Origin of the sequence: Janthinobacterium glycogeni, from assembly GCF_051380725.1 — a bacterium.
In the GTDB taxonomy this organism is placed as follows: Bacteria; Pseudomonadota; Gammaproteobacteria; order Burkholderiales; family Burkholderiaceae_D; genus Janthinobacterium.
This window is the reverse complement of record NZ_JBNYXP010000005.1, coordinates 382,297-408,764: the sequence shown is the minus strand read 5'-3', so window position 1 is coordinate 408,764 and position 26,468 is coordinate 382,297. Positions and strand designations below refer to the sequence as shown.

Here is a 26,468-nt window from a genome sequence, read left to right as displayed (position 1 = left end):
TGTTGAATGACTGGTAAAAGGGCACTGCCGGATGCATGTCGGCTTACGCCCGACGGGCTAAGCCGACCTACGAAAATCTGCTGGCGGCACCGCGAAAAGGCACGCCAATAGCAATTGGGGCTCCCGAAAGAGCCCCAATCATCTTACTCCGGCTGGGCCGGGTCGACAGGATCGGCTGGTTCGGCCGTTGCCGGCGCAGGCGCGGCATCGGCCTCCGTCGTCAGCTCGACTTCGTCGATATCCGTTTCCACCACGCGCTGCAGGCCGGACAGCTTGGTGCCGTCTTCCACGGCGATCAGGGTCACGCCCTGCGTCGCGCGGCCCATCTCACGGATTTCCGACACGCGGGTGCGAATCAGCACGCCACCTGTGGTGATCAGCATGATTTCATCGCTGGCATCGACCAGGGTCGCGGCAACCACTTTACCGTTGCGCTCGCTGGTCTGGATGGCGATCATGCCCTTCGTGCCACGGCCATGGCGCGTGTACTCGGTGATCGGCGTACGCTTGCCGTAACCGTTTTCCGTGGCCGTCAGCACCGACTGCTGCTCGTTCTCGGCCACCAGCAGGGCGATCACGTGCTGGCCTTCTTCCAGGTTCATGCCGCGCACGCCGCGCGCCGTGCGGCCCATCGGACGCACATCGTTTTCGTCGAAGCGCACTGCCTTGCCCGAATCGGAGAACAGCATCACGTCGTGCTGGCCGTCGGTCAGCGCCGCGCCGATCAGGAAGTCGCCGTCGTCCAGGTCGACCGCGATGATGCCGGCCTTGCGTGGATTGCTGAAGTCCTTCAGCGGCGTTTTCTTGACGGTACCGAGGCTGGTCGACATGAAGACGTAATGGTCTTCCGGGAACGTGCGGTTCTCGCCCGACAGCGGCAGGATCACGGTGATCTTTTCGTTGTCCTGCAGCGGGAACATATTGACGATCGGCTTGCCGCGCGAATTGCGCGAACCTTGCGGCACTTCCCACACCTTCAGCCAGTACATGCGGCCACGGTCCGAGAAGCACAGGATGTAGTCGTGCGTATTGGCGATGAACAGCTGGTCGATCCAGTCTTCCTCTTTCGTCGCCATCGCCTGCTTGCCGCGGCCGCCGCGCTTCTGCGCGCGGTATTCGGTGATCGGCTGGGCCTTCATGTAACCGGTGTGCGACAGGGTCACGACCATGTCCTGCGGCGTGATCAGGTCTTCCGTTTCCAGGTCGGTGGCGTTCAGCTCGATCTGCGAGCGGCGCACGTCCTTGTTGCCGGCGCCGTATTCGTTCTTCGCCGCCGTCATTTCATCGGTGATGATGACGGTGACGCGTTCCGGCTTGGCCAGGATGTCGAGCAAGTCGGCGATATGTTCCATCACGTCCTTGTACTCGTTGACGATCTTGTCCTGCTCCAGGCCGGTCAGGCGCTGCAGGCGCATCTGCAGAATTTCCTGCGCCTGGTCGTCCGACAGCTTGTACAAGCCATCCGTCTGCATGCCGTAGTGCTTCGGCAGGTTTTCCGGACGGTAGGCATCGATGCCGCCCGGCGTCGTGCCGTCGCCCGTACGGGCCAGCATTTCGCGCACGACGGACGAATCCCAGGCCTTGGCCATCAGCTCGACCTTGGCGATCGGCGGCGTCGGCGCGGCCTTGATGATGGCGATGAAGTCATCGATATTGGCCAGCGCGACAGCCAGGCCTTCGAGCACGTGACCGCGTTCGCGCGCCTTGCGCAGTTCGAACACGGTACGGCGCGTCACCACTTCGCGACGGTGCGACAGGAAGCATTGCAGCATCTGCTTGAGGTTCAGCAGCTTCGGCTGTCCATCGACCAGGGCCACCATGTTCATGCCGAAGGTGTCTTGCAACTGGGTCTGCTTGTACAGGTTGTTCAGCACCACTTCCGGCACTTCGCCCCGTTTCAGCTCGATCACCACGCGCATGCCCGACTTGTCGGATTCGTCGCGGATGTCGGAAATGCCGTCGAGCTTCTTGTCGCGCACGTTTTCAGCGATGCGTTCCAGCAAGGATTTCTTGTTGACCTGGAATGGCAGCTCGTCGACGATGATGGCGATGCGGCCGCCATCCTTGCCGTATTCCTCGAAGTGGGTCTTGGCGCGCATGACGACGCGGCCGCGGCCCGTGCGGTAGCCGTCGCGCACGCCGGATACGCCGTAGATGATGCCGGCCGTCGGGAAGTCCGGCGCCGGGATCAGCTCGATCAATTCATCGATCGTGCAATCGGGGTTGCGCAGCACGTGCAGCGCGCCGTCGATGACCTCGGTGATGTTGTGCGGCGGAATGTTCGTCGCCATGCCGACGGCGATACCGGACGAGCCATTGATCAGCAGGTTCGGGATACGCGTCGGCAAGACCGTCGGTTCCTTTTCCTTGCCATCGTAGTTGGGCTGGAAGTCGACGGTGTCCTTGTCGATATCGGCCAGCAGCTCGCCGGCGATCTTGTCGAGGCGGCACTCGGTGTAACGCATCGCTGCGGCGCCGTCGCCGTCGACGGAACCGAAGTTGCCCTGGCCATCGACGAGCATGTAGCGCAGCGAGAAATCTTGCGCCATGCGCACCAAGGTGTCGTAGATCGAGGCATCGCCGTGGGGATGGTATTTACCCATGGTTTCGCCGACCACGCGGGCGCACTTGACGTAAGGGCGGTTCCACACGTTATTCATTTCATGCATCGCGAACAAGACGCGGCGATGCACCGGCTTCAAGCCATCGCGCGCATCGGGCAAGGCGCGACCGACGATCACGCTCATGGCGTAATCGAGGTAGCTCTTGCGCATCTCTTCTTCGAGGGAAATAGGAATTGTTTCTTTTGCGAATTGATCCATTGGCGGTTCGACTGATCTCAGGCTGTGGTTAACTTATCTGTTACGCAATGTATGACGCAATACTGCATATCCTGGGTGGCTGTCGTCGTGGACGCCGCGCCGCGCACTGCTGGCGTGGCCCGGCTTCCATGTCGCAGAGTGCCAAAACAAATCGGCGGGCTGGCGGCAAGGCCAGTACGGGTACCGCAAGGGTACGTGCCGGCCATGCAGTGCCGCCGTGGGCATTTGCCCGGCACTCTTAACAGTCAAGCGCACGATTTTAGCATGCGCGCCCAGCTACCTGTACAAATTGGCCATACCAGCAACATTGGCCGTTTGCACCGGGGCCGTGCATGTTGTCCTGTCGATAATGCACAATGGCAATGTCAGTTCAAGAGACCTGCCCTTAAAAGTGGCAAGAAAAGCGATCAATTGTTACAGATGCGTTACAAACGGGCATTTTCGTTGCGCAAAAACAACGCACGGTCTAAAATCGGGCAAGCTTTGATTTAACCACGGTCGTGTGCCCCTGATGCGTGTGGCAAAATGACTGGGAAGTTAATTGCTAGTTTCGCAATCTGAAACGAGCGCATATGGTCTACATGATAAAATCTTGGCACGTAGCACCAGTAGCGCAGTGTTGTTCTGCGGATATCACCCCCCGAAAGGAAAAAAGAATGAATAAATTTGTAACGCTGTTTTTCGCTGCATCCGCAGTGATTGCTGGCTCGGCTTCGGCCCAAACCCCAACCTCCCCACCATTCGCGCCAGTTACCACTGACATCAAAGCACCAAGCCCAAAAAGCGCTTATGTGCAAGATGCCCGCGGCGTGATCGTGCGTGACCCATTCGGCCTGTGCTGGCGCACCGGCTACTGGACACCTGCTGACGCAGTGCCAGGTTGCGACGTGCCACTGTGCGTAGAGCCAGAAACCCTGCAAGACGGCAAATGCGTAGCTCCTCCAGCGCCAGTCGTACCTGCACCAGCACCAGCACCAGTCGTGCCAGTGCCAGTCGTCGTTGCTCCTACCTCGGAAAAAGTCAGCTTCGCCGCTGATGCATTCTTCGATTTCGACAAAGCTACGCTGAAGCCAGAAGGCAAAGCCAAGCTGGACGAGCTGACCGCACAACTGGGCGGCATCAACCTGGAAGTCATCATCGCTGTGGGTCACACCGACTCCGTCGGCACCGATGCTTACAACCAAAAACTGTCGGTACGTCGTGCTGATGCTGTCAAAGCCTACCTGGTCACCAAAGGCGTTGAAAGCAACCGCGTGTACACCGAAGGCAAAGGCGAGAAACAACCTGTTGCTGATAACAAAACTGCCGAAGGCCGTGCGAAAAACCGTCGCGTGGAAATCGAAGTTGTTGGTACCCGCAACAAGTAATAGCTGAACCCCTGGACTTGCCGCAAGTCATCGCGCAAGTCAAGAACAGCATGAAAAACCCCGCCACGGCGGGGTTTTTTTTCGTCCGTGGCTGCCCAATTGTAAAATTGCCGCTATTATTCGACCTATGAACGCCGACCCTCTCGAAATCCAAAAATTCAGTGAGCTGGCCCACCGCTGGTGGGACCCCACTTCCGAGTTTCGTCCCCTGCACGAAATTAACCCCCTGCGCCTGGAATGGATCAATGCGAAAGTGCCGCTGGCCGGCAAGCGCGTGATCGACATCGGCTGCGGCGGCGGCATCCTGGCCGAATCGATGGCCCGCAAGGGCGCCGACGTGACGGGCATCGACCTGTCCGACAAGGCCCTGAAAGTGGCCGACCTGCACAGTCTGGAATCGGGCGCCAAGGTACGCTACAAGCTGATCGCCGCCGAAGCCATGGCCGCGGAAGAGCCGGGCCAGTACGACGTCGTGACCTGCATGGAAATGCTCGAGCACGTGCCGGACCCCGCCGCCATCGTCAAGGCTTGCGCCGCGCTGGTCAAACCGGGCGGCCACGTCTTCCTGTCGACCCTGAACCGCAACCCGAAAGCGTATCTGTTCGCCATCCTGGGTGCCGAATATCTGTTGCGTCTGCTGCCGAAAGGCACGCACGACTATGACAAATTCATCACCCCGGCCGAACTGTCGCAATACCTGCGCAGCGCCGGCCTGGACATCCACAGCATGCGCGGCATGGGCTACAATCCGCTGACCAAGATTTACTCACTTAATAGCGATACCAGCGTCAATTACCTGGTGGCTTGCACCCGGCCGCTGTAACCATCACGCACAATACAAGGCGGCTGCGGCCGCCATTTTTCATTCCTACTTGACACACTTTGCCCGCCATGATCACAGACCATCTGCCAGCCCCGCGCGCCATCCTGTTCGACCTCGACGGCACCCTGGCCGACACCGCGCCCGATCTGGCGGCGGCCATCAACCTGCTGCGCGCGCGCGCCGGCCTGGCGCCGACTCCGTATGACATCCTGCGCCCCACGGCCTCGGCCGGCGCGCGCGGCATGATAGGCGCATCGTACGGCATCGGCCCGGGCGAAAGCGGCTACGAAGCCTTGAAAGACGGCTTCCTGAACAATTACGAAGCGGCCCTGGCCGTGGAAAGCCGTCTGTTCGACGGCATCCCCGCCATGCTGGAAGGCTTGAGCGCCCTGGGCCTGGCCTGGGGCGTGGTCACCAACAAGGCCGCCCGCTTCACCGACCCGCTGGTCGGCCAGATCGGCCTGGGCGCCGCCGGCTGCGTGATCTCGGGCGACACCATGGCGCACCCGAAACCGCACCCCGCCCCCCTGCTGGAAGCGGCGCGCCGCCTGGACCTGGCGCCGCAAGACTGCTGGTACGTGGGCGACGACCTGCGCGACATCCAGGCCGGCCGCGCCGCCGGCATGCGCACGGTGGCCTGCGCCTGGGGCTACTGCGGCCCCGTCGAACCGCAGCACTGGAACGCCGACCATTTGCTCGACACGCCGCTGGCCTTGCTCGATCTGGTGACTGGCGTGGTGAAGGCGGCGCAGGAGCGGCAGCTGGCGGCTTGAGGCATGTTTTTGGGAACTCAAACATGCCACACACACCCGTTTCGGCTAACAGCGGCAACCTGGGTTCTGACCCGGCACTTGCTTTGGGGGTGGTACAACGGTCTGCGGAGTGCTTGCGGATGCGGGGGTTGTGCCGGACTGCGGCGGGTACGGCCCGACGCCGCACAACCGGCCTGCGCCTGCCAGCGCAAGCCCCTCCGGTTCGTCCGGTTCAAGCGATTCGAGGATGCCTCGTTCCTTACCGCGAATGCATCATGCAAGAGTGGGCGGATTGCGCTACAATGAAGGTTCTGTGGGGACGACCTGGTTTCGACGTGGGTTGCAAAGCAGCGCAGGGCATACCGAGGGCGGGCTACCTCGTAAATACAACCTGAAAAAACTTAACTGCAAACGATAACTCGTACGCACTGGCAGCTTAATCGCTGTTAGCTCTAGAACACCTCGTCCCTGGGGTGGGCCGTCAAAAGCTCTAGAGTCATTTACAGGGACTCGTCGTATGCTGGGTTACTTAGCGTCCGACTAAATAATAGGTAACTCGCTTGCCCATAACGTGCACATCCGTGCTGGCTGAGTTAAATTAAATGATAGTGCTAAGTATGTAGAACTGTCTGTGGAGTGCTTGCGGACGCGGGTTCGATTCCCGCCGTCTCCACCACTGAATAAATAAAAGGGCTTCCCCGTTTTGGCGGGGAGGCCCTTTTTGTTTATTCCATGCATGCAGAGCGCGGGCGTCGCATCCGCGTCCGGTACGGACGCGGGGGTTTTGCGGGGCCTTCGGCGAGCGTAGCTCGGCGCCGCAAAACCGGGTTGCGCTTGCAAGCGCAACCCTCTCCGATTCTTCTGACTGGCTCTTGCGCCGCAGGCGGTTTTTCCTAGCGGCAATATCAGCCGCTCAAGCCAAATAAAGATACCGCCTCAAGCTACTCCCCACACACCACCCCACCCACCGCTCCAGCTATACTCAACCCTGTCGACAAATCAAAACCAAAATCACAGCGGTAACCATCTTTTGGCCGGTGTCGGCACAGCAGCATGTCACGATTGCGAATGCGTATGTGCGGATCGGGGCAGCCATCGCGCATATCCGGCCCGATGGCTTCAAACATGTCCTTAGCAGCGGCTCCCGTCAAACGAAACGCGACTTTGGTATCGCCCGCAATCGGGGCGACGGCTTCGTCAAGATAACCGCCATAAATCGCGTACGAGCCTGAGAAATTCTTCTGCACTAATTCCCATACGGCCCGGGCCTGATGCGCCAACAGCAAGCACAGTAGCGCGACGCCTACGTCGATCCGTATGTAGCCGATTGTACATAGATCAGACTGGCGCACGCGCCACCGAGAGCAACGGACAAACCCGCCATGCAGGCACGGCGATCAGCACCTTCGTAGTACCACCGCGCCTGGCTCCAGCGCGCCATAGTTTGCGATACCGCAATTCCATATGGAAAGGAATGCGAAACAATGCGAGCTCCCCCACCGTTGCCAATAGCGGAGTTGACCATGCTTGAAGTTCAGCCCAGGGATAAGCGCGGGTTTTTCATCCTGCCCCAGGCTCCGGAAGATGCCGGATATTACGTCTATGGCACCCCGGGCAGGGGTGCGGGCCAATATGCGCACCCGAACATGATGATGGCACTGCTGTATGTGGAGCGCGAATGGCAAGCGACGGATCATCGGAAATTTGGCATCGGCAACATTAGCCTGGCTAACGGAACCGCATATGGGCAACATTCGACGCACAAATCCGGCCTGGAAGTGGACATTCGTCCACTGCGCAAAGATGGCCTGCCTATACCCGTATATTGGTACAACAAAGAATACGATCAAGCCGCGACGGCAAAGCTCATCGCACTTTTCCGCGCCCATGCCTGTGTGCGCAGGGTGCTGTTTAACGATACCGGCATTCCATTCGTGACGCCATTCAAAAATCACGACCATCACTTTCACCTGGAACTGCGCGCCTGATATGAAAAAACTGCGCGCCATGGCGTTCGGCACCGTCACCCTGTTTTCACTGGCATATGCCGGTGGCAACAGCGGCTGGGGCGAATACAGGCCATTCAAGGGTTCTTATCTCGTCTATTCGAATGAATTAGGCGAGCAACAGCCCCCTACACCACATGACCGCAAGATTTCTTTCATGGTCACGGGGGCAGTTGCCAAAGACATGTTTGACTCCATGGCTCCGGATTCGAAAGAGCGCTGCAGTCTGGCGAAAGGGTATCGAGAGCGCAACAAGGAGAACGTCTCGTGCACCCTGGATCACGACGGCTATGTATGCCACTTCGGCTTTAACCTGCGCAGCGGCAAAAGCATTGCAGGATCAATTTGCTAGTTCGCCTGGGGTGACCTGGCCAGGCCAGGCCAGCCATTGCTACACCACTTATCCTTGACTGGTCGTGAGCAGAGGGTAAAAAAGCCATTCAGGCACGCTGATCAGCACCTTCGTGCCGAAACCTCAGCCCAGCCAGGCCTGCAACAGTGATACCTATTCACCAGTCCCAGCAAGCAGGTTGCGCAGACGCGCGTCCTCAGTCCTGGCCTCCGCAAGCAACAGATCCCAATCATCCGGCGGATGCCCTCCCTCCAACATCTTGCGGAACATCCGGTAAGCATCATCGCTGCTCTCATAGGCACGCTTGCTATCGTCATCGTTAACCCATGCAAACACGAGCACCTTGGCAGCCGCGTGATAGCGGAAAAACAGTCTGTATTGCTGGAAGAACTTGGCTCGGAACCAGTGTTTATGAGCGTCACCGAGAGCACCGCCTTGCCGATACTCGGGGCGTGTGGGATCTTGTGGAATGACATCGAACGCCAACTTGGTGATAGCCGCCAGCCGCTTGCTGGCGTTCTTCTTCACGTAGCCGGCCGGATCCTTCTGCTTGAACGATTCAACCTGCAGCACCAGCGCCTCGATCTGTGCAAGGAATAGAGGATGGACAAAGACTGTCCATCCATGAATGACCAGCGGCGCAGTCTTGTCGGTGCTCATTCATCGTCCGCCGGCAAGGCAACATCGAGCTCCACTTCGACATCACCTACCAGCGATCTCAGGCGCTGGACGAGGGCAGCATCCACGGCCAGAAGACGCTCCGGATGGCTGGCGAGGTCGCGTGCCAGGAAACCCAGGAATTGCCCCAGCACCGGGTCATTACCTGCGGAGGAGTCGGCGCGCGTCATGACCACTTCGCCATTCGGGCGAACGGAGTAGTGAATTTTGTCCCGCTTGCCCAACTGCAAGGCGCGACGCACGGTTTCCGGCACCGTGGTCTGGTAACGATCAGTGAGCGTGGATTCGATATCGTGGTTAGCGGACATGCTGCGCTCCGGTCAAAAAAGAGGAATCTTTGCATGGTAATGCGATTGCATTACCAAGTCAATGCAGTTGCGCGACCTTGAATGTCCATCTTCCGCCCGACCCCGCAAGATGCAAGGCAATACGCATATGACACTCGGCACCGGAACGCAATCCCCCATCCCTCGCCGCAACGGCGTACACTGGCTCCTCTTCCATCAACGCATCGGTCCACCGTGAAACTATCGCGCTTTATTACCTCCCATCTGGAGCAGATCCTGGAGGAGTGGGAACTTTTCGCCAGGTCGCTGCCCATTCCCGGAGCCGCCATCTCGAAAGCGGAATTGCGCGATCATGCGAAGCAGATGCTGCAAACCATCGTGCGCGACATGGATGTCATCGAGAATGCGGCGCAGCGGAAAAAGAAGTCGACCACGGGCGTGTCCGAAATAGAAGGCGAGGAAACGGCGGCCGCCACGCATGGCTCGCTGCGCCAACAGATCGGCTTCACGCTGCCGCAGCTGACGGCGGAGTTTCGCGCGGTGCGGGCCAGCGTTCTGCGGCTGTGGATGGCACAGGTATCAGTGGCGTCGAAAACGGCAACGGACGACATCCTGCGTTTCAATGAAGCGATAGACCAGGCGCTGCAGGAATCGGCCATCCGCTACTCGCAACAGAGCGACCGCACCCGCAATACCTTTCTCGCCATCCTCAGCCACGATCTGCGCAGTCCGCTAAGCACGATGACGATGGCGGGAGCGCTGCTGAGCCGTCCGGGCGCGAGCGCTTCTTCCACGGTGCAGATCGGTGCACGGGTCGCCCGCAGCGCGGCCGCCATGACCACCATGGTGAACGATTTGCTGGAATTCGCCAGGACGCAACTGGGGGGGCGCATGCCCATGTCGCCTACCTTGGGCGACCTGGGGGAAATCTGCAAGACGGCCGTCGAGGATGCCTCGGCCGCTCACCCGCAATGCAAGTTTGAACTGAGTACCACGGGTGAGATGATCGGCGACTTCGATGCGGCCCGCCTGGCCCAGCTGTTTTCGAATTTGCTCAACAATGCTGCACAATACCGCACCGACGACCAGCCCGTGACCATCACGGCGCGCGGCGATGCCGATACGGCCGTGGTGCAGGTGAAGAATTTCGGCCGCCAGATCCCGGAAGCCTCGCTGAAGAGCATTTTCGACCCGCTGGTGCAGCTGGCCATTTCCGACGAGCACAAAGCGCCCAATGCCACCAGTATCGGCCTGGGCCTGTTTATCGCGCGTGAAATCGCCAGCGCGCACGGCGGCACCATCGGCGCCGAATCGAGCCTGGAATCCGGCACGGTGTTTACCGTGCGCCTGCCCAGGGTATCGCTGAACGAAGGTGCAAACAGCGTCTAGGGACGGGTATCCCGGCAGAAGACGACGTCTTCTGCCGGCGCCCCTGCCGGGACAGGCCCGCCCTACCTGCGGCTGAGCGGCACATACTCGCCCGGCAAGCTGGCCGCTTCCAGCGCATCGGCAAAGGCCAGCAGGAACTTCGCCGGGCCATGGTCCGACACCAGCAGGGAGGCGCCCTTGTGGCGCAGCAGTTTCAGCACTTCCTGCTGGTGCGCCTGGTATTCGCTGGAGTGGCCGTAAAACGTTTGATACATCTCAAGGGTTTCCATGGCCTTGGCGGCCAGGATGAATTCGGGTTTGTCCATCATATCTCCTCTTGATCGGCTCGGAAGCACAGAAGACGCATCGGCCCCCTGTGCGCACGGCCATCACCTCCCGCATGGCCGCACTTCCATCATACGCCTCAATGCCTAAGCACGGTAAGGCTCGCCTGACAGGATGCCCTGGTACTGGCTGAGGGTGGTGCCAATCTTCAAGCCCTCGGCATCGATATCGTAGAAGCGGATATCCTTGCTGTGGCCGCTACCGCGCACCTTCACCACCGATATGACGCGCTTGAACTGGCCTTCGAGCTCGATGTAGCGCTGCATGACGATGGCGTCGGCCAGGAAGGCGTTGCCATACGAACTGAAGCGCAGCACCGTGTACTGGTCTTCCAGCTCGGCCGTCATCAGCACGGACACGCCCATGTCCGTCAAGGCCGCCACCAGGCGATACAGCGATTCGCGGAAATCCTCGCGGAACATGGAGGCCAGCGCCATTTCAAAGCCGGACAGCGAGTCGATCACCACGCGCTTGGCCTTCATGCGCGTGATCATGCTCACCAGGTCGTGCAGGATTTCATCCAGCGACAGGTCGAGCGTGCGCGTGTTGATCACGCCGATCTGGCCGGAACTGACGAGGGCATTCAGCTGATGGCTGAGCAGCTGGTTCGGACTTTTCTCAAAGGCGGCGATCACGCCGGGCTCGCCGCAGCGCACGCCTTCGGCGAGAAATTGCGTGGCCAGCACGGTCTTGCCGGAACCGGACGGCCCCACCAGCAGCAGCGAATAGCCGGCCGGCAAGCCGCCCCCCATCATGGCGTCGAGTTCCGGCACGCCCAGCGACAGGCGCTCATTACCGGAAATACTGACCTTGCCCATGCCGCTGGCCTTCAGCACGGCGCGGGAAAAGATTTCCACGCCATCGTCATTGATGCGGAAGGTATGCGCGCCCAGGCTTTGCGACTGGCCGCGCATCTTGACCACCTGGATCTTGCGCACCATGGCGTCGCGGTGCACGAGCTGCGACAGCCACAGGATGCCGTCGGCAACCGTGAACACGGCGCTCGATTCGGCCTCGGGCGTCAGGTATTCGCCGATCAGGAAGGTCGTCGCCAGCCAGCTGGTCATTTGCGCGCCCAGCTGCTGCACGAAATTCTGCAGGCCGGCGGCACCCGTATCCATGGCCTTGGCCGACTGCACCACGGAGCGGAAGGAGTCGACGAAGACGAGGCTGGGCGAGAACGCTGCCACTTCTTCGGCGATGCGTGCCAGCACGCGGTCGAAATCGCCTTCCAGCAAGTCAGCCGACAGATTGACGAACTTGATCGACTGGTTGATCTTTTCCACATCGAAGAAGGGGAACTGCTGCTGATAGCGCAGCATCTTCAGCGGTGGCTCGCCCAGGACCGTGAAAAACAGCGCCTTGCGCTCCGGTGTGGCCAGAGAAAACATGATCTGGTGCGCCAGCGTCGTCTTGCCGCTGCCGGGCGTGCCCGCCACCAGGTTGAAGGAAAATTCCGGTATTCCGCCGCCCAGCAGTTCGTCCAGCCCTGGCACGCCAGTGGCCAGGCGGTGGATGGTGACTTTGTTCATTCGTTCGGCTCCGTTCCAGCATTATTCACAACGTCATCACCCCAGGCTTTGAGGAGGATGCTATTCGTTAAGAGTTCGCCAATTAGTAAATTAAGGGTATTGATGAAATGCATCAACATCGCCGTGCTTGCCGCGCAGGCGACGGTGTCCGCCTGTCCCTGCAAGCTGGCGCGCAAGGCGGTCATGGCAGCTTCCAGCGCTTGCGGCGGATGGGGCGTCAGCCAGCTGAACTGTTTCTGACTCTGGTGCAGGCTGCGGGCATACATCGACTCCACCCCCCGCTCACCAATGATCTGGTTCAATTCAGTGGCCAGCCGCTCCCAAAGGCGAATACTGACGTCTACCACCGCACCTGGGTCGCGTAACAGCGCGTGTTCTATCCTGCGCTGCCGCTGTTCATGGACTGTGGCCATAATCGGATCTTTTCTCTGCGGTTTCGGTGCATGGACCATGTTAAAAAAAGCCTCAGGACTCCCTCGCCTGTCAGCGGGGAGCCTTTGCCGTGATTATTTTCGACAAAGCGTCGATATTGATGGGTTTTACCAGGTAATGGTCAAACCCAGCCTGCCCGGCGCGGTCGAACTCCCCAAGCTGGCTGTATCCGGACGCGGCGACAAAGCATGGCAGCGGCGCCGCCAGGGCCGCGCGCGCCGAACTGATGACCTGAAAGCCATCCATGCCCGGCAAGCCGATATCGCATACGATCACATCGTAGGGCGCATCGAGCGCGGCGCGCAGGCCGCTGGGGCCGTCATTGCGCACGTCGACATGGTGGCCGTCCTGCGTCAACAGCAGCGCCAGCATTTCCGCCGCATCGGCATTATCCTCGATCAGCAATATGCGGCGCGGCGCGGCATGCGCCGCATGTTCCACATGCAAGTCCGGCGATGGCGGCGCCAGCGACGACAAGGGCAGCTGCAAGACAAACTGGCTGCCGAAGCCGACCCCGGCGCTGAACACATCCACGGTCCCGCCATGCAGCTGGGTAATGATGCGCACCAGCGACAAGCCGATGCCCAGACCACCCTGCGCCCGTTCCAGCGAACGAAAGCCCTGGGTAAACAGGTCGAAGATGAAGGGCTGGATATCGAGCGCGATACCGGCGCCATCGTCGTTGACGGCAATTTCCACCAGATTATCGTGACGCCGGACGACGATATCGATATGGCCAAACTCGTGCGTGAATTTGCTGGCATTGATGAGCAGGTTGGCAAACACTTGCGTCAGGCGCACCAGGTCCCCTTCGATCACCAGCGGTTCGCTCGGCAGGCTCACGCTCAGCACTTGCTGGCGCTGGCTGATGCTGGTCTGGCCCACTTCCATGGCGCCGGCAAGGATGTCGCTCAGCAGAATGGGTGCCAGCTGCAAGGTGATCTTTCCGCTGCTGCCGCGCGAAGCGTCGAGCAAGTCGTCGATCAGGCGCGCCATGTGCGCCACCTGACGGCCGATCACGCCATGCACGTGGGCCAGCTGGGGATCGAGGTCGACCTTCTTGGCCAGCAAGTCATTGGCCATCGCCAGCGGCTGCAAGGGATTGCGCAACTCATGCGCGAGCATGGCCAGGAATTCCGTCTGGCGCAAGGTCGTCGCTTCGGCGGACGCCTGCATATCCTGTGCGCCAAACGTTGCCAGCACGAGATTTTGATTGGCTTCGCGCAACTGCATGATCAACAGGCCGAAGGCGTCAGATTTATCCTTTTCCTCCACCTGCATCTTGGCCATGATCAACAATTGATTGATCGTCTCGCGCAGCAGCTTGACTTCACGGCCATGCAAGGCATGCAGATTGTGCTCGGAGGGCAACTGCTGGGCGGGCGCATCCTCAGGATCCGGCGAGAGTGCTGTGTGGTGCATGGTGACGGTGTACGGCCTGTGGGGGCCGGCCTCAAGGACAACTCTTCGTTCCGCGGCGTTCACTCAGACCTCGCCGCGCACGCCAGCTCTATTGCTGCATACGGTGTATTGCTTTCTATCCGAACACGATACCCTATTTCCCTTACCAAATGAAAGCATTAGATTACTTATCGTCAACAGTGCGCAGGGGTAGCACGTAGTTGGCCAGCTGCCAGCCCATGGCCAGGGCCGATTGTTCCGCCTCGTGCTGCGTGCTGCGATTTTCCAGATTGGCTTGGCGGACATCTTCAAAGCCGCACTTGCTCAGAACCAACTGTCCCTGCCAGCATCCCTCGGGCAGTTCGCAGGCGTAGGCCGTGATCAGAAAGCCGTTATGGGTGGTGGGATTCGCATAAGACATGAGACCTCCGTGGGATTGCCAGCGCCGCCGTGCACCAGAACCACGGCTGTCATTGCAGTATAGCCAGACTTAGTGTAACCGCAATGCGGCCACAATCGTATTTAAATCGTATTGAAATCAAGCACATACGCATCAGTCCGCTTGATATGGCCCGCACGCACACATTGGCAGCGTTTGGCATCCTGTGCAAAAATATGCCCCTCGATACCCTCCCCGCATTGCCATATGGATCAATACCATTTCCTCGTTGGCGAATTCAAGAAAAATACCCCCTTCATTGCCGCCACGGCCAGCGCCCAGCTGTTCGCCTGGTTCGCGCAGATCGGCGAACCCGTCGAGCGCTATGGCAACAAGCGCGGCAAGATCGTCAAGTTTTCACAGAGAAATTACGAGAAGATGCTGTTCGCGCCAGAGACCGACGGCATCGGACTGCTTTCGCCGCGTATCGTGCCGCCCGATGAAGCTGACGAGGCCGTCAACTGCGACGCGCAGGCCATGTATTTATCGGGCTCGGAGCTGGTTCTGTCCATCCGCGCCAGCAAGCTTGCGCTGCTGCCGTTGTTCGACACCGCGCGGGCCATACCCGGCCTGTTTGAGCATTGCGAATATGTGTACTGCTACGCTGAAACGCAGGGCTATGGCACCGGCTACGCACTCGGCTTCCGGCAGATCGATGAGGCCCATCCGATGACCTTTGGCACGCCTTGCCCCGCAAACAACTGGTCCGCCATCAAGCGGCGCGGGCTGCTAGATTCGCACCTGCGCGATGTCTATCCCATCAATGGTTTCACGCAAGCCAGACTCGATGCGCTGCCGCCCGAGCGCTGGCAAGCGCTGCGCGACGCGATGCAGGCGTATGGCCGCTGCGAAGAGCATGCCGGCCACACCTTCTGGTACCTGCCGCCCGGGGAACTGGAAGCGGCCCGCGCCGCACTGAACGCACACGCCATGCTGGGCGCCTATATCAACCACCGACACCCATGACCACACATTTATCGCTGCACTGCTATCTGCAGGACGCCGCCGCCGAGCGGCCCCTGCCCTGCTCCGACGTGACCATCCAGGCCGACCCGGCCACCTTGCGCGCCATCGCCCATTTTCTGCTGGCCAGCGCCGACACCTTTGAGCAGGTGCAAGACCGGGCCGGCATGCACGCCCACCTGCAAGACGAGTGGGACGGCTGGCAGGACGACTTCCCCGACCTGGTCGTGGTGGCGGCCTAGCCTGGCGCCTGCGTCCGCGCGCGTCGGGTAACATACGCCACCTTTGCCACACAGAGAACACCCGATGCCCGATTTCCGAACCGCCCTGCCGGCGCTGCGCGCCGCCGTGCTGGCCGCCGCGCTGGCCAACCTGTCCGCCTGCGCCAGCCCGCCCGCGCACGAGACGCTGTTCCTCGCCACCACCCTGACGCCCGCGCACTCGTTCACCAAGGGCGTCGAAGGCCCGGCCGTGGATGCGGATGGCAATATCTATGCCGTCAACTTTGCGCGCCAGCAAACCATCGGCAAGGTCAGCCCCGCCGGCAGTGGCGAGGTGTACCTGACCCTGCCCGGCACCAGCATCGCCAACGGCATCCGCTTCGGCAGCCGCGGGCAGATGTATTTGGCCGACTACATGGAACACACGATCTACCTGGTCGACCCGGCCACGCGCGCGCTCACCATCCACGCGCGCGAACCGCGCATGACGCAGCCGAACGACATCGCCATCACGGCCGATGACGTGCTGTATGCGAGCGACCCGAACTGGAAGGAAAACACGGGCCGCGTGTGGCGCATCGCGCAAGACGGCACGGTGACCCTGGCGCTCGACACCATGGGCACGGCCAACGGCATCGAGGTCAGTCCCGACGGCAAGATCTTGTATGTGAATGAAAGCGTGCAGCGCAATATCTGGATGTACGACATCGCGGCGGACGGCAGCCTGAGCGGCAAGCGATTGCTGATCAAGTTCGACGATTTCGGCATGGACGGCATGCGCGTGGATATCGACGGCAACCTGTACGTGACGCGCTACGGCAAGGGCACGGTGGTGAAACTGTCGCCGCAGGGACGCATCCTGCGCGAGATCAGCGTGCCCGGCGCCAAGCCCAGCAACATCACCTTCGGCGGGCCCGATGGCCGCACGGCCTACGTGACGGAAGTAGTGCAGGGACGCTTGTTGCAATTTCGCGTCGACCGCCCGGGCCTCGAGTGGCAGCGGGCGCAGCAGCACAAGAGCAATGCGGCGGCAACGGCGGCAGCGCCGCCTGCCGCGACCGACAACGTCAGCGCGGAATGACGCGCTCCGCCTTCAACTTTTCGAACAGCGTGAAGAAGGCGTCCTGCGTATCCTGGTAATCGAGAAAGCCCGCCTTGCGGCTCTTGCCCATGTCCGTCATCACTTCCATCGGCCGCCCCAGGTCGGCATCCGTATGCCACCAGGAGGCGAGGCGGCCGATGTCAGCCTCCACCAGGCCATGCTGCTGCGCGAGGGCGCGCCACTGGGCGGGCGCGTCATGCATGCGACCGGCCAGCGGCGTCATCGTCTGCGGCAAGTCGGCCGCCTCGACGCCGAAGTAGGCGGCCAGGCGCGGCCACAGCCACTTCCAGCGGAACACGTCGCCATTGACGATATTAAAATCCTCGTTGCGCGCGGCCGGGCTGTCTGCCGCCCACGCCAGGTGGCGCGCGATCTGGCCCGCGTCCGTCATGTCGGACAGGCCATGCCATTGCGCGCTTGAACCCGGAAAGACGAAGGGCTGGCCGCTGGCCTTGCACAGGCTGGCATACACGGCCAAAGTTAATCCCATGTTCATGGCATTGCCCAGCGCATAGCCGATGATGGTGTGCGGGCGGTGCACGCTCCATGTGAAGCCGTACTGCGCGGCCGCTTCAAACAGGCGGTCTTCCTGTTCGTAATAAAAATTCTCCACGGGCTGGCGGCCCTGCTCTTCGCGGAACGGCGTGACGGGCACGCTGCCCTTGCCGTAGGCGTCGAACGGTCCCAGATAATGCTTGAGGCCCGTCACCAGCGCCGCATGGCGCAAGTGGCCGTTCGGCCCCAGCGCGGCCAGCACATTGGCAACCATGGCGCCATTGACGCGGATGTTTTCCTGTTCGTTCGCCTGGCGCGCCCAGGCCGTGAAAAAGACGTGGCTGGCGTCCAGATCCGCCAGGGCGGCGGCCACGGCGACGCCATCCGTGGCATCGAGCGGCAGCGCTGCGCAGCCGGCAGGCACCGGCGTGCGGCCGCGCGAGACGCCCGTCACCCGCCAGCCTTGCGCCAGCAAATGCGTGGCCAGGCTGCTGCCGATGACGCCGCTGGCGCCGATGATGAGAGCGTGTTTTTGCATGAGAGAAAGCCTCCGAAAGAAAAAAACATCATATCCGCGACGCAAATTCTTATCCGCGATACTATTTCCCCCTATTCATGAACAAAATTCGCGAATCATGTTTTCATCGGAACATCTAAAGGGCCTCACACCATTTCTCGCCACGGCCGACGCGGGCAGTTTTACCAAGGCGGCCGAGCGTCTACACCTGAGCAGCTCGGCCGTGAGCAAGAGCGTGGCGCGCCTGGAAGCCCGCCTGGGCGTGATCCTGTTCGAGCGCAGCACGCGGCGCTTGCAGTTGAGCAGCGCCGGGCATGCCTATTACGCCACCTGCAAGCGCGTGCTGCAGGAACTGGTCGATGCGGAAAACGTGCTGGCCGAGCAGGAAGGCGAACTGGCTGGCAAGGTGCGCATCGGCGTGCCCGCTTCGTATGGCCGCATGCGCGTGATGCCGGCGCTGATCGAGCTGTGCGAAAAATATCCGCAGCTGCAGCCGTCGATCGCCTTCAGCGACCGCTTTGCCGACCTGTTCGAAGAGCGCATCGATATCGCCGTGCGCATCGGCGCGCCGGGCAATTGGCCGCCAACGCTGGGGCAGATGGCCTTGGGCGAGGAGCGCCTGATCTTTTGCGCGGCGCCCGCCTACCTGGCGCGGCGCGGCACGCCCGCCGCCATCATGGACCTCGATGGCCACGACTGCATCGCCTACGGCCGCGGCGACGGCACGCCGGCGCCATGGCTGTTTGCCGGCGAGGATGGCGTGGAGCGACGCGCGCTCCGTCCGCGCCTGACGGTGGGAGATGCCGAGGCGCAGACGGCCGCCGTGCTGGCCGGCCTGGGCATCGCGCAGCAGGCGACCTGGCTGGTGCAGGAGCACCTGTCCAGCGGCGCCATCGTCGAAGTATTGCCGGCTTGCGCCACACCAGGCTTGCCGCTCTCCCTGGCGTGGCCGCTGGCGCGCCAGCTCACCGCAAAGACCGGCACGCTGCTCAAGGAATTGAAGCAGCGCCTGACGATCAGCTAAGGATTAATATAAAACGTTCTTCGCTTCCGGAAGATCGACATTGGCCTTGGTGACGATCACCACGCCCGTGTTGACGAAAGGCGCGACCTTCTTGCCCTCGATCAGGCTGACGAGGGTTTTCACGCCCAGCGCGCCCATCGAGTAGGAACCCTGTACGGCGGTCGCATACAGGGTGCCGTCCTTGACGAAGTTTTTCAGGTCTTCATTGCCGTCGAAGCCCACGGCGATCACCTTGCCGGCCTTGCCCGCCTGCGCGATGGCGCGGCCCATGCCCACGGCCGTCGGCTCGTTCGCGCCGAAGATGCCCTTCAAGTCCGGGTTCGAGGCCAGCACGTCGGTCGTCTGGTTCAGCGCCGTGGCCATCTGCGACTGCGAGTAATACGTGCCGACGATCTGCAGCTGCGAGTTCTTTTCGATATAGCGCTTGAAGCCCCCCACCCGGCCCGTCTCGGAGCCGGCGCCCGCCACGTACGACATCACGGCGATCTTGCCCGTCTTGCCGACCTGCGAAATGAGGGCCTTGGCGCTTTGCTCGCCGGCCGCTTCATTGTCGGTCGACAGGAAGGACTGGTAATAGCGCTTGCCGCTGTCGGCCACCAGCGAATCGATCAGCACCACGGGAATCTTCGCTTCCCACGCCTTCTTCAGGGCCGGCACCAGCGCGTCCGGGTCCGACGCGGCCAGCACGATGCCGGCCACCTTGCGCGTGACGGCGTTTTCCACCATGCTGACCTGGTCGGCGATGGCCGATTCCGAGGCCGGTCCCTGGAAGGTCAGGCTGTAGCCCTTGGCGTCGGCGGCGCTGGCCGTGGCGCCCTTTTTGACGTTCTGCCAGTAGTTGGAATTGGTCGTCTTGACGATCACGGCGATCTCGCCCGGGGCGGCGAAGGCGGCGCTGGAACTCAGGGCGAAAGCTGCGGTCAACAGACCGAGCAAGACGGTGTTGAAAGCTTTGATGGTGTTCATTGTCGTCCTCATTTAATTATAGATTTGGTGGATTGACTTCATGGCGTACTGCTTGCTGCTTCAGGCGCGGTTGCGCTTCTGATCGATCCAGACGGTCAGCAGGATGACCAGTCCGATAATGATTTGCTGGATAAAGCTCGATACCCCGTTCATGTTCAAGCCGTTGCGCAGGATGCCGATGACGAAGGAACCGATGACGGTGCCGGAAATCGTGCCGATGCCGCCGATCAGCGAGGCGCCGCCGATCACGGCGCTGGCGATCGCATCGAGTTCGTACATCACACCCTCGTTCGGCTGCGCCGTCACCAGGCGCGACATCAGCACGCAGCCCGTCAGGCCCGACAGGGCGCCGGACAGGGTGTACACCAGCAGGGTCACGCGGCCCACCTTCACACCCGACAGGCGCGCCGCTTCCGCATTCGAGCCGACGGCATAGATATGCCGGCCAAAGGTGGTGCGGCTGAGCATGATGGAGACGGCCACGGCGATCACCACCATCAGCACCACCGGATATGGAATACCGGGGAAGACGACTTCGGGAAAGGTGCCGCCCGTGTCGCGCTCGATGCGCCACAGCACGCCGTTACCCAGTTCGCCGAACGATTCGCCCAGGCCGGAAATGGCGCGCGCGCCCGTCACCTGCAGCGCCAGGCCGCGCGCGATCAGCATCATGCCCAGGGTGGCGATGAAGGGCGGCAGTTTCAATTGCGTGATACAAAAGCCGTTGACGGCGCCGCACATGGCGCCCACCACCACGCCGCCCAGCATGGCGAGCGGCACGGGCACGCCGCTTTTCACCAGCAGCGCGGCGGCCACGCCGGCCAGCGCCAGCACGGAGCCGGAACTCAAGTCGATGCCGCCCGTGATGATGACGCAGGTGGCGGCGATGCCCAAGTAGGCGATCGACGTCACTTGCAAGGCCACGCTCATGCCGTTGCTGACGGAGAAAAAGGCGTTGCTGGTCAGGGAAAACACCAGCAGCAGCAAGGACAGGCTGCCCAGCGCGGCGAATTTTTGGATCAGTTCTTTATTCATTTTTTTAAGCTTTCTGTTTTTAATGGACTGCCGCCTGGCCAGGAGCGGGACTGAGCACGCGCCCCGACGCCAGCTGCATGATCTCTTCCTGCGACGACTCGCGCGTATTGACGATGCCGCTGATGCGCCCTTCATGGAACACGGCCACCCTGTCCGTCATGCCCATGATCTCGGGCAGCTCGGACGTGATCAGCACCACGCCGATGCCTTCCGACGCGAGCTTGTCGAGCAGTTGGTAGATGGCAAACTTGGCCCCCACGTCGATGCCGCGCGTCGGTTCGTCGAAGAAGATGATTTTCGATTCGCGGTACAGCCATTTGCTGATGACGATCTTTTGCTGGTTGCCGCCCGAGAGGTTGCGCGCGATCTGTTTCGAGGTCGGCGTCTTGATGCCCAGCGCCGCGATGTACTGCTGCGCCACCGCCTCTTCCCGGGCGAAATCGATGAAGCCGAAACGGTTGGCCAGCGCCGAGACATTCGTCAGCGTCAGGTTGGCCGCCACCGACATGCGGATTGCCAGGCCGTGGCTCTTGCGGTCTTCCGACAGGTAAGCGATGCCGTGTCCGATGGCGTCGATGGGGCTGGCGATCGATACTTGCGTGTCGCCCAGGTGGATCGCGCCGCCGGTGAGCGGATCGGCGCCGAAGATGGCGCGCGCCACTTCCGTGCGGCCCGCGCCCATCAGGCCGGAAAAGCCGAGGATCTCGCCGCGCCGCAAGTCAAAGCTGAGCGGGCCGAAGACATCCTTGCGGTGCAGATCCGTCACGCGCAGCAGCACTTCAGCCGTCGGCGTCGAGACGCGCTCCGGAAACTTTTCATCGAGGGTGCGGCCCACCATCTTGGCCACGATGGCGTCCAGGGTGGTGCTGGCAAAATCATCGGTGCAGACGAATTTCCCGTCGCGCAGCACCGTCACCCTGTCGATGATGTGCTGCATTTCTTCCAGGCGGTGCGAGATGTACACGACGCTCACGCCGTTGCGCTTGAGTTCATTGATGATGTCGAACAGCTGGCCCGTCTCGCTTTCCGTCAGCGAGGACGTGGGCTCGTCCATGATCAGCACTTCCGTATTGAGCGACAGCGCCTTGGCGATCTCCACCATCTGCTGCTGGGCACAGGACAGGTTTTTCACCAGCTGGCGCGGGTCGATGCGCAGTTTTAAACGGTCCAGCAGCGCTTGCGCGTCAAACCGCATTTTCTTGCGGTCGATGAAAATGCCGCGCACCGGTTCGCGCGCGAGGAAGATATTCTCCGCCACGCTCAGGTGCGGGATCAGGTTCAGTTCCTGGTGGATGATGGCGATGCCGGCCGCCTCCGCATCCACGCTGCTGGCAAAGCTGCACACCTTGCCCTTGTAGACCAGTTCCCCCTCGTCGGCCTGGTACACGCCGCTCATCACCTTCATCAGGGTGGACTTGCCGGCGCCGTTTTCGCCGCACAGCGCATGGGCCTCGCCCTTGCGCAGGCTGAAACTGACGTTGTCCAGGGCCAGCACGCCGGGAAAGCGCTTGCTGACCTTGTTCAAGGCCAGTATCTCTTCGGATTGATTCATGGTGTGTCTCCTCCACTCCACTGCCATAGGCCGGCGCGCCGATGTCTGAGCATCTTGGCGGCACGCCGGTCTGCTGCCGTATTAACTGTCGATCAGCTGCGGATTCCACGCATGCACGGTCTGCCGCTGTTCGCCGAGGCCGTCGATCCCCAGGCGCATGGTGTCGCCCGGTTGCAGATACACGGCCGACGGTTTCTGCCCCATGCCCACGCCAGGTGGCGTGCCGGTGCTGATGATGTCGCCCGGGTACAGGGTCATGAAGCGGCTGATGTAGCTGACCAGATTGGCCACGCCGAAGACCATGGTCCGGGTATTGCCGTCCTGGACGCGCTTGCCGTTCACTTCCAGCCACAGGCCCAGGTTTTGCGGGTCCGCCACTTCGTCGCTTGTGACCAGCCAGGGGCCGATGGGGCCGAAGGTGTCGCAGCCCTTGCCCTTGTCCCACTGGCCGCCCCGCTCCAATTGATATTCGCGTTCGGACAAATCGTTCACCACGCAGTAGCCGGCCACGTGCGACAGCGCCTCCGCCTCCGAGACATAGCGCGCGGTGGTGCCGATCACCACGCCCAGTTCCACTTCCCAGTCGCTTTTCCGCGAGTCCCGCGGCATCACCACGGCGTCGTTGGCGCCGATGATGGCGCTGGTGGCCTTCATGAACAGCACCGGCTCCGGCGGCACGGCCATGCCCGATTCGGCCGCATGGTCGGCATAGTTCAAGCCCACGCACAGGAACTTGCCCACGCCCTTCCACGGCGGCGCGATGCGGCCAGGGTTGGCCACCACCGGCAGGCTGGCGATATCGAGGGCGGCCAGAGTCGCCAGGCCATCCTTGCCCAGGGTCGCGCCCGTGATATCCGGCAGCACGCCGGACAGGTCGCGCACGGCGCCGTCAGCATCGATCAAGCCAGGTTTTTCAGCGCCCTTGGGGCCATAACGCATCAGTTTCATGTGTGTCTCTCGTTGTAGTGATTAATTTGACCAACCACCGTCGATCACATGGACCATGCCGGTGGTGAAAGCGGATTCGTCGGAAGCCAGATACACGGCCAGGGCGGCGATTTCCTCGGCCCTGCCGACTCTGCCCATCGGCTGACGGGCCACGAAAGCGGCTTGCACGGTTTCCACGCTGACGCCAGTGGCTTCGGCTTGCGCGGCAATGCGTTCCTGCAGCGACGGCGACTCGATGGTGCCCGGGCAGATCGCATTGCAGCGGATGCCGCGCGTGACGAAGTCCGCCGCCACCGACTTGGTCATGCCCACCACGGCCGCCTTCGAGGTGCCGTAGATAAAGCGGTTCGGCGCGCCCTTCACGCTCGACGCCACGGACGACATATTGACGATGGAGCCGGCGCCCCTGGCCAGCATGCCGGGCAACACGGCGCGCATCAGCCGGTACATGGAGCGCGCGTTGATGTCGAAGGATCGGTCCCAGGCGGCGTCGTCGCACTCGAGGATGGTGCCGCCGTCGACGAAGCCGGCGCAGTTGAACAGGATATCGACGGGACCGATCTCGTCGGCCAGCGCGGTGATCGCCGCGCCATCGGTGACGTCGAGCCGGCGGATGGCGCAGCCCGTCGCTTCCTTCAGCGCGTCGAGCTGCGCCTGGTTGATATCGGTGGCGATCACGGTCGCGCCTTCGCGCACGAACGCTTCGGCCGTGGCCCGGCCGATGCCCTGGCCGGCGGCGGTGAGCAGGGCGATTTTTCCTTGTAGTCTGGCGTTCATGTTGTCTCCTTTTATTTTTAACCCAACACCTTTAACTGCTGGGGTCAGACCCGGCGGGTCTGCCCCCGGATTCTTGCTAAGCGAGGTAGAAAACCTGCTCCATCATCGCCCAGTGCTCGCCCTCGGCGCGCGAGGCCAGCGGTAGCTGGCATGGAGCGCAGAAGGTCCACCAGCGCTGCGTTTCCGGGTCGGCGGCGATGGCCGCCATGTCGGCGTCAAAATCGTCGCCGTGGTATTCCCAATAGCCGAACAGCAGGTTTTCCGGTTCGCGCAAAAAGATCGAATAATTGCTGACATGCGCCGCCGCCAGCGTGGCCAGCACCTGCGGCCAGACGGCGGCGTGCAGGGTTTTGTATTCGGCGATGCGCTCCGGCGCGATGCCGATGACCATGCCCATTCTTTTCATGGCGTTTCCTCGTCGATGTCGTAAAAGCGCAGTGCATTGAGGCCGAAGATAGCGTCCCTGTCCTGCTGATCGAGATGCGCCAGCAGCGCCTCGCTGGCGGCCAGCCAGGCCGCATAACCGCCTGCCAGGTCGACTACCGGCCAGTCGCTGCCCCATATCACGCGCCGGGGGCCGAACACGTCCAGCACATGGCGCACATACGGCTGCAAATCGTCCACGTTCCAGCCGGGCCGCGCTTCCGTCACCAGCCCGGACAGCTTGCAGTGCACGTTCGGCAGCGCGGCCAGCTGCGCCATGTCTTCGCGCCAGGCGCCGAAGGCGGCATCGGCTATCGGCGGCTTGGCCGCATGGTCGATCACGATGGGAAGCGCTGGATAATCTCGGGCGCATTGCAGCAGCGCGGGCAGGTGGCGCGGCAGCACCAGCGCGTCCAGCCGCAAGCCGTGTTCCGCCATGGCGTTCAACGCCGGCGCCAGCGCGGGGTCGGCGATCCATGCATCGTCTTCAATATCCTGCAGCATGGGCCGCAAGCCTTTGAGCTTCGCTTGCGACGCCAGGCGGGCGATGTTGGCCGGCGCGCCAGGCGCCAGCAGCTCCGTCCAGCCCACGACGGCGCGAATGAAGCTGTGTTTTTCCGCCAGCGCCAGCAGGTAATCGGTATCGGCAGCCGACGGCAGCGACTGCACCAGCACCGTGCCCACGATGCCGTGCGCGGCCAGCAGGGGCGCCAGGTCGGCAGGCGCGAAATCGCGGTGGATGACGGCCAGGGATGGCGGCGGCCAGCTGCCGGCGCGCGCGGCCAGCTGCCAGAAATGCTGGTGGGCGTCGATGCGCATCATGCGGCTCCCTGGGGCAATGGTGCGCGCGCGTCGATCAGGCCAGCTTCCTGCAAGGCTGTCCACAAGGCGTCCGGCAAAGGCGTGGCGAACCAGTCCAGGTTTTGCCGCAGCTGCGCCAGGTCCGGGCCGCCCGGGATGCAGGAAACGACGGCCGGATGGGCGAGCGGAAACTGCAGGGCGGCAGCCTGCAAGGGCACGCCAAAGTCGCGGCAGACGGCGTCCAGGCGCGCCACGCGCTTGAGTATCGCGGCCGGCGCATCGGCGTAATTGAATTTGCCGTTCCCGGCCAGCACGCCCGAGTTGAACGGGCCGCCCACCACGATGGCGTTGCCGCGTTCCACGCACAGGTCCAGCAGCGGCGACAGCGAAGCCTGTTCCAGCAAGGTGTAGCGGCCGGCCAGCAGGGTGCAATCGAGGTCGAATTCCGCCATGGCGCGCAGCACGATCTCGCATTCGTTGACGCCGAGGCCCACGGCTTTCACCTGGCCGCCGGTGCGCAGCTGGTCGAGCGCGCGAAAGCCGCCGCCGGCCGTCAGCTGGCGCCAGTAGTGCTGATCGCGTTCGCCATGCGTGACCTTGCCGATATCGTGCACGAACACCATGTCGATGCGCTCGAGCCCCAGTCGCTGCAGGCTGTCGTCGTGCGAACGCAGCACGCCGTCATACGTGTAATCGTAATGCGGGCGGAACGGCAGCGGTGCTGCAAAGCCGTCGTCGCCCGGGCGCACGCAAGCGTCGGGCCGCATCAGCCTCCCCACCTTGGTACTGATCACGAACTCATTGCGGGGCCGCTCGCGCAACGCCGCGCCCAGCCGGTGTTCGGACTGGGTATAGCCGTAGAACGGCGCCGTGTCGAAGTAGCGCACGCCGGCGTCCCACGCGCCGTCCAAAGTGGCGCGCGCCTGCGCCTCGCTGACCGGCTGGTACAGGCCGCCCAGCGACGCGCAGCCCATGCCGATGCAGGGCAGCGACAGGCCGCCGCGCGGCAAGGTACGCAATTGTGTGACGTCCATGAACTC

The 26,468-nt window shown here is 62.1% G+C and carries 28 protein-coding genes and 1 other RNA gene; 11 read left to right on the top strand and 18 right to left on the bottom strand.

Annotated features, from left to right (window positions below):
- Nucleotides 1–143: 143 nt before the first annotated feature.
- Entirely contained in the window at nt 144–2,822 is a 2,679-nt protein-coding gene (gene gyrA / locus ACQ4W4_RS14825) for a DNA gyrase subunit A (protein WP_436542645.1), read from the bottom strand.
- Nucleotides 2,823–3,478: 656 nt separating this feature from the next.
- On the opposite strand from gyrA, the gene ompA reads away from it, so the two are divergent.
- The 4 genes from ompA to ssrA all read left to right on the top strand — a co-directional run bounded on the left by ompA (nt 3,479) and on the right by ssrA (nt 6,440).
- The gene (gene ompA, locus ACQ4W4_RS14820) at nt 3,479–4,189 is read left to right on the top strand and encodes an outer membrane protein OmpA (protein WP_436542644.1); all 711 of its coding nucleotides are present in this window, start codon (nt 3,479–3,481) and stop codon (nt 4,187–4,189) included.
- Between the two features lie 127 nt (nt 4,190–4,316).
- Nucleotides 4,317–5,012, top strand: coding sequence for a bifunctional 2-polyprenyl-6-hydroxyphenol methylase/3-demethylubiquinol 3-O-methyltransferase UbiG (gene ubiG, locus ACQ4W4_RS14815; protein WP_436542643.1), 696 nt, complete (start codon nt 4,317–4,319; stop codon nt 5,010–5,012).
- Between the two features lie 68 nt (nt 5,013–5,080).
- Entirely contained in the window at nt 5,081–5,785 is a 705-nt protein-coding gene (locus tag ACQ4W4_RS14810) for an HAD family hydrolase (protein WP_436542642.1), read from the top strand.
- A 294-nt stretch (nt 5,786–6,079) separates the two neighbouring features.
- Nucleotides 6,080–6,440, top strand: a transfer-messenger RNA (tmRNA) gene (ssrA, locus tag ACQ4W4_RS14805).
- A gap of 265 nt (nt 6,441–6,705) precedes the next feature.
- On the opposite strand, the gene ACQ4W4_RS14800 is transcribed toward ssrA, so the two are convergent.
- Complete coding sequence (locus ACQ4W4_RS14800) at nt 6,706–7,011, bottom strand: hypothetical protein (RefSeq protein ID WP_436542641.1); 306 nt, start codon at nt 7,009–7,011, stop codon at nt 6,706–6,708.
- 276 nt (nt 7,012–7,287) lie between these two features.
- Between ACQ4W4_RS14800 and ACQ4W4_RS14795 the strand changes: the two genes are divergently transcribed.
- Nucleotides 7,288–7,752: a hypothetical protein gene (locus ACQ4W4_RS14795; protein ID WP_436542640.1), complete on the top strand. Its 465-nt coding sequence runs from the start codon at nt 7,288–7,290 to the stop codon at nt 7,750–7,752.
- Between the two features lies 1 nt (nt 7,753).
- Complete coding sequence (locus ACQ4W4_RS14790) at nt 7,754–8,122, top strand: hypothetical protein (RefSeq protein ID WP_436542639.1); 369 nt, start codon at nt 7,754–7,756, stop codon at nt 8,120–8,122.
- 153 nt (nt 8,123–8,275) lie between these two features.
- Here the strand turns inward: ACQ4W4_RS14790 and ACQ4W4_RS14785 are convergent, their stop codons facing one another.
- Nucleotides 8,276–8,782 carry a type II toxin-antitoxin system YhaV family toxin gene (locus ACQ4W4_RS14785; protein WP_436542638.1) on the bottom strand — a complete coding sequence of 169 codons (507 nt, stop codon included), beginning with the start codon at nt 8,780–8,782 and terminating at the stop codon, nt 8,276–8,278.
- The gene (locus ACQ4W4_RS14780) at nt 8,779–9,108 is read right to left on the bottom strand and encodes a type II toxin-antitoxin system PrlF family antitoxin (RefSeq protein WP_436542637.1); all 330 of its coding nucleotides are present in this window, start codon (nt 9,106–9,108) and stop codon (nt 8,779–8,781) included. The genes ACQ4W4_RS14785 and ACQ4W4_RS14780 overlap by 4 nt, the downstream gene beginning before the upstream one ends.
- Before the next feature lie 213 nt (nt 9,109–9,321).
- Here ACQ4W4_RS14780 and ACQ4W4_RS14775 point away from each other — a divergent pair, with 213 nt between their 5' ends.
- Entirely contained in the window at nt 9,322–10,476 is a 1,155-nt protein-coding gene (locus ACQ4W4_RS14775; RefSeq protein ID WP_436542636.1) for an ATP-binding protein, read from the top strand.
- Between the two features lie 62 nt (nt 10,477–10,538).
- Here ACQ4W4_RS14775 and ACQ4W4_RS14770 read toward each other — a convergent pair whose 3' ends face one another.
- From ACQ4W4_RS14770 to ACQ4W4_RS14750, 5 genes are all read right to left on the bottom strand, one after another.
- Nucleotides 10,539–10,781, bottom strand: a complete 243-nt coding sequence (locus ACQ4W4_RS14770) for a hypothetical protein (protein WP_141172071.1) — start codon at nt 10,779–10,781, stop codon at nt 10,539–10,541.
- Between the two features lie 105 nt (nt 10,782–10,886).
- Nucleotides 10,887–12,332 carry an ATPase domain-containing protein gene (locus tag ACQ4W4_RS14765; RefSeq protein WP_436542635.1) on the bottom strand — a complete coding sequence of 482 codons (1,446 nt, stop codon included), beginning with the start codon at nt 12,330–12,332 and terminating at the stop codon, nt 10,887–10,889.
- Nucleotides 12,329–12,745, bottom strand: coding sequence for a hypothetical protein (locus tag ACQ4W4_RS14760; protein ID WP_436542634.1), 417 nt, complete (start codon nt 12,743–12,745; stop codon nt 12,329–12,331). Before ACQ4W4_RS14760 ends, ACQ4W4_RS14765 begins: the two co-directional genes overlap by 4 nt.
- 70 nt (nt 12,746–12,815) lie before the next feature.
- Nucleotides 12,816–14,186, bottom strand: coding sequence for a hybrid sensor histidine kinase/response regulator (locus ACQ4W4_RS14755; RefSeq protein WP_436542633.1), 1,371 nt, complete (start codon nt 14,184–14,186; stop codon nt 12,816–12,818).
- A 163-nt stretch (nt 14,187–14,349) separates the two neighbouring features.
- On the bottom strand, nt 14,350–14,586 hold the full coding sequence (locus ACQ4W4_RS14750; protein ID WP_152251848.1) for a hypothetical protein: 237 nt from the start codon (nt 14,584–14,586) through the stop codon (nt 14,350–14,352).
- 174 nt (nt 14,587–14,760) lie between these two features.
- Between ACQ4W4_RS14750 and ACQ4W4_RS14745 the strand changes: the two genes are divergently transcribed.
- The 3 genes from ACQ4W4_RS14745 (at nt 14,761) to ACQ4W4_RS14735 (ending at nt 16,869) form a co-directional block, all read left to right on the top strand.
- Entirely contained in the window at nt 14,761–15,570 is an 810-nt protein-coding gene (locus ACQ4W4_RS14745; protein WP_436542632.1) for a hypothetical protein, read from the top strand.
- Nucleotides 15,567–15,809 (top strand): Imm32 family immunity protein, encoded by a 243-nt coding sequence (locus ACQ4W4_RS14740; protein WP_436542631.1) that lies wholly within the window; start codon nt 15,567–15,569, stop codon nt 15,807–15,809. Before ACQ4W4_RS14745 ends, ACQ4W4_RS14740 begins: the two co-directional genes overlap by 4 nt.
- Before the next feature lie 64 nt (nt 15,810–15,873).
- Complete coding sequence (locus ACQ4W4_RS14735) at nt 15,874–16,869, top strand: SMP-30/gluconolactonase/LRE family protein (RefSeq protein ID WP_436542630.1); 996 nt, start codon at nt 15,874–15,876, stop codon at nt 16,867–16,869.
- Here the strand turns inward: ACQ4W4_RS14735 and ACQ4W4_RS14730 are convergent.
- A complete protein-coding gene (locus ACQ4W4_RS14730; protein WP_436542629.1) occupies nt 16,856–17,923 on the bottom strand; it encodes an SDR family oxidoreductase in 1,068 nt (355 codons plus the stop codon). The genes ACQ4W4_RS14735 and ACQ4W4_RS14730 overlap by 14 nt on opposite strands.
- 97 nt (nt 17,924–18,020) lie before the next feature.
- On the opposite strand from ACQ4W4_RS14730, the gene ACQ4W4_RS14725 reads away from it, so the two are divergent.
- Complete coding sequence (locus ACQ4W4_RS14725; protein ID WP_436542628.1) at nt 18,021–18,926, top strand: LysR family transcriptional regulator; 906 nt, start codon at nt 18,021–18,023, stop codon at nt 18,924–18,926.
- Nucleotides 18,927–18,929: 3 nt separating this feature from the next.
- Here the strand turns inward: ACQ4W4_RS14725 and ACQ4W4_RS14720 are convergent, their stop codons facing one another.
- The 8 genes from ACQ4W4_RS14720 to ACQ4W4_RS14685 form a co-directional block, all read right to left on the bottom strand.
- Entirely contained in the window at nt 18,930–19,892 is a 963-nt protein-coding gene (locus tag ACQ4W4_RS14720) for an ABC transporter substrate-binding protein (RefSeq protein WP_436498891.1), read from the bottom strand.
- 60 nt (nt 19,893–19,952) lie between these two features.
- A complete protein-coding gene (locus tag ACQ4W4_RS14715; RefSeq protein ID WP_436542627.1) occupies nt 19,953–20,927 on the bottom strand; it encodes an ABC transporter permease in 975 nt (324 codons plus the stop codon).
- A gap of 19 nt (nt 20,928–20,946) precedes the next feature.
- Nucleotides 20,947–22,479 (bottom strand): sugar ABC transporter ATP-binding protein, encoded by a 1,533-nt coding sequence (locus ACQ4W4_RS14710; RefSeq protein WP_436542626.1) that lies wholly within the window; start codon nt 22,477–22,479, stop codon nt 20,947–20,949.
- 81 nt (nt 22,480–22,560) lie between these two features.
- Nucleotides 22,561–23,427: a fumarylacetoacetate hydrolase family protein gene (locus ACQ4W4_RS14705; RefSeq protein ID WP_436542625.1), complete on the bottom strand. Its 867-nt coding sequence runs from the start codon at nt 23,425–23,427 to the stop codon at nt 22,561–22,563.
- A gap of 21 nt (nt 23,428–23,448) precedes the next feature.
- On the bottom strand, nt 23,449–24,204 hold the full coding sequence (locus tag ACQ4W4_RS14700; protein WP_436542624.1) for an SDR family oxidoreductase: 756 nt from the start codon (nt 24,202–24,204) through the stop codon (nt 23,449–23,451).
- A gap of 76 nt (nt 24,205–24,280) precedes the next feature.
- Nucleotides 24,281–24,610 carry an L-rhamnose mutarotase gene (locus ACQ4W4_RS14695; RefSeq protein ID WP_436542623.1) on the bottom strand — a complete coding sequence of 110 codons (330 nt, stop codon included), beginning with the start codon at nt 24,608–24,610 and terminating at the stop codon, nt 24,281–24,283.
- Entirely contained in the window at nt 24,607–25,449 is an 843-nt protein-coding gene (locus ACQ4W4_RS14690) for an amidohydrolase family protein (RefSeq protein WP_436542622.1), read from the bottom strand. Before ACQ4W4_RS14690 ends, ACQ4W4_RS14695 begins: the two co-directional genes overlap by 4 nt.
- Nucleotides 25,446–26,462 carry an aldo/keto reductase gene (locus ACQ4W4_RS14685; RefSeq protein WP_436542621.1) on the bottom strand — a complete coding sequence of 339 codons (1,017 nt, stop codon included), beginning with the start codon at nt 26,460–26,462 and terminating at the stop codon, nt 25,446–25,448. The genes ACQ4W4_RS14690 and ACQ4W4_RS14685 overlap by 4 nt, the downstream gene beginning before the upstream one ends.
- Nucleotides 26,463–26,468: the final 6 nt, after the last annotated feature.

What these genes read in the sequence shown, in the direction of transcription:
- gyrA (WP_436542645.1), bottom strand. Translation starts at nt 2,822, where the DNA reads ATGGATCAATTCGCAAAAGAAACAATTCCTATTTCCCTCGAAGAAGAG.
- ompA (WP_436542644.1), top strand. Translation starts at nt 3,479, where the DNA reads ATGAATAAATTTGTAACGCTGTTTTTCGCTGCATCCGCAGTGATTGCT.
- ubiG (WP_436542643.1), top strand. Translation starts at nt 4,317, where the DNA reads ATGAACGCCGACCCTCTCGAAATCCAAAAATTCAGTGAGCTGGCCCAC.
- ACQ4W4_RS14810 (WP_436542642.1), top strand. Translation starts at nt 5,081, where the DNA reads ATGATCACAGACCATCTGCCAGCCCCGCGCGCCATCCTGTTCGACCTC.
- ACQ4W4_RS14795 (WP_436542640.1), top strand. Translation starts at nt 7,288, where the DNA reads ATGCTTGAAGTTCAGCCCAGGGATAAGCGCGGGTTTTTCATCCTGCCC.
- ACQ4W4_RS14790 (WP_436542639.1), top strand. Translation starts at nt 7,754, where the DNA reads ATGAAAAAACTGCGCGCCATGGCGTTCGGCACCGTCACCCTGTTTTCA.
- ACQ4W4_RS14785 (WP_436542638.1), bottom strand. Translation starts at nt 8,782, where the DNA reads ATGAGCACCGACAAGACTGCGCCGCTGGTCATTCATGGATGGACAGTC.
- ACQ4W4_RS14780 (WP_436542637.1), bottom strand. Translation starts at nt 9,108, where the DNA reads ATGTCCGCTAACCACGATATCGAATCCACGCTCACTGATCGTTACCAG.
- ACQ4W4_RS14770 (WP_141172071.1), bottom strand. Translation starts at nt 10,781, where the DNA reads ATGGACAAACCCGAATTCATCCTGGCCGCCAAGGCCATGGAAACCCTT.
- ACQ4W4_RS14765 (WP_436542635.1), bottom strand. Translation starts at nt 12,332, where the DNA reads ATGAACAAAGTCACCATCCACCGCCTGGCCACTGGCGTGCCAGGGCTG.
- ACQ4W4_RS14760 (WP_436542634.1), bottom strand. Translation starts at nt 12,745, where the DNA reads ATGGCCACAGTCCATGAACAGCGGCAGCGCAGGATAGAACACGCGCTG.
- ACQ4W4_RS14755 (WP_436542633.1), bottom strand. Translation starts at nt 14,186, where the DNA reads ATGCACCACACAGCACTCTCGCCGGATCCTGAGGATGCGCCCGCCCAG.
- ACQ4W4_RS14750 (WP_152251848.1), bottom strand. Translation starts at nt 14,586, where the DNA reads ATGTCTTATGCGAATCCCACCACCCATAACGGCTTTCTGATCACGGCC.
- ACQ4W4_RS14740 (WP_436542631.1), top strand. Translation starts at nt 15,567, where the DNA reads ATGACCACACATTTATCGCTGCACTGCTATCTGCAGGACGCCGCCGCC.
- ACQ4W4_RS14735 (WP_436542630.1), top strand. Translation starts at nt 15,874, where the DNA reads ATGCCCGATTTCCGAACCGCCCTGCCGGCGCTGCGCGCCGCCGTGCTG.
- ACQ4W4_RS14730 (WP_436542629.1), bottom strand. Translation starts at nt 17,923, where the DNA reads ATGCAAAAACACGCTCTCATCATCGGCGCCAGCGGCGTCATCGGCAGC.
- ACQ4W4_RS14725 (WP_436542628.1), top strand. Translation starts at nt 18,021, where the DNA reads ATGTTTTCATCGGAACATCTAAAGGGCCTCACACCATTTCTCGCCACG.
- ACQ4W4_RS14720 (WP_436498891.1), bottom strand. Translation starts at nt 19,892, where the DNA reads ATGAACACCATCAAAGCTTTCAACACCGTCTTGCTCGGTCTGTTGACC.
- ACQ4W4_RS14715 (WP_436542627.1), bottom strand. Translation starts at nt 20,927, where the DNA reads ATGAATAAAGAACTGATCCAAAAATTCGCCGCGCTGGGCAGCCTGTCC.
- ACQ4W4_RS14710 (WP_436542626.1), bottom strand. Translation starts at nt 22,479, where the DNA reads ATGAATCAATCCGAAGAGATACTGGCCTTGAACAAGGTCAGCAAGCGC.
- ACQ4W4_RS14705 (WP_436542625.1), bottom strand. Translation starts at nt 23,427, where the DNA reads ATGAAACTGATGCGTTATGGCCCCAAGGGCGCTGAAAAACCTGGCTTG.
- ACQ4W4_RS14700 (WP_436542624.1), bottom strand. Translation starts at nt 24,204, where the DNA reads ATGAACGCCAGACTACAAGGAAAAATCGCCCTGCTCACCGCCGCCGGC.
- ACQ4W4_RS14695 (WP_436542623.1), bottom strand. Translation starts at nt 24,610, where the DNA reads ATGAAAAGAATGGGCATGGTCATCGGCATCGCGCCGGAGCGCATCGCC.
- ACQ4W4_RS14690 (WP_436542622.1), bottom strand. Translation starts at nt 25,449, where the DNA reads ATGATGCGCATCGACGCCCACCAGCATTTCTGGCAGCTGGCCGCGCGC.
- ACQ4W4_RS14685 (WP_436542621.1), bottom strand. Translation starts at nt 26,462, where the DNA reads ATGGACGTCACACAATTGCGTACCTTGCCGCGCGGCGGCCTGTCGCTG.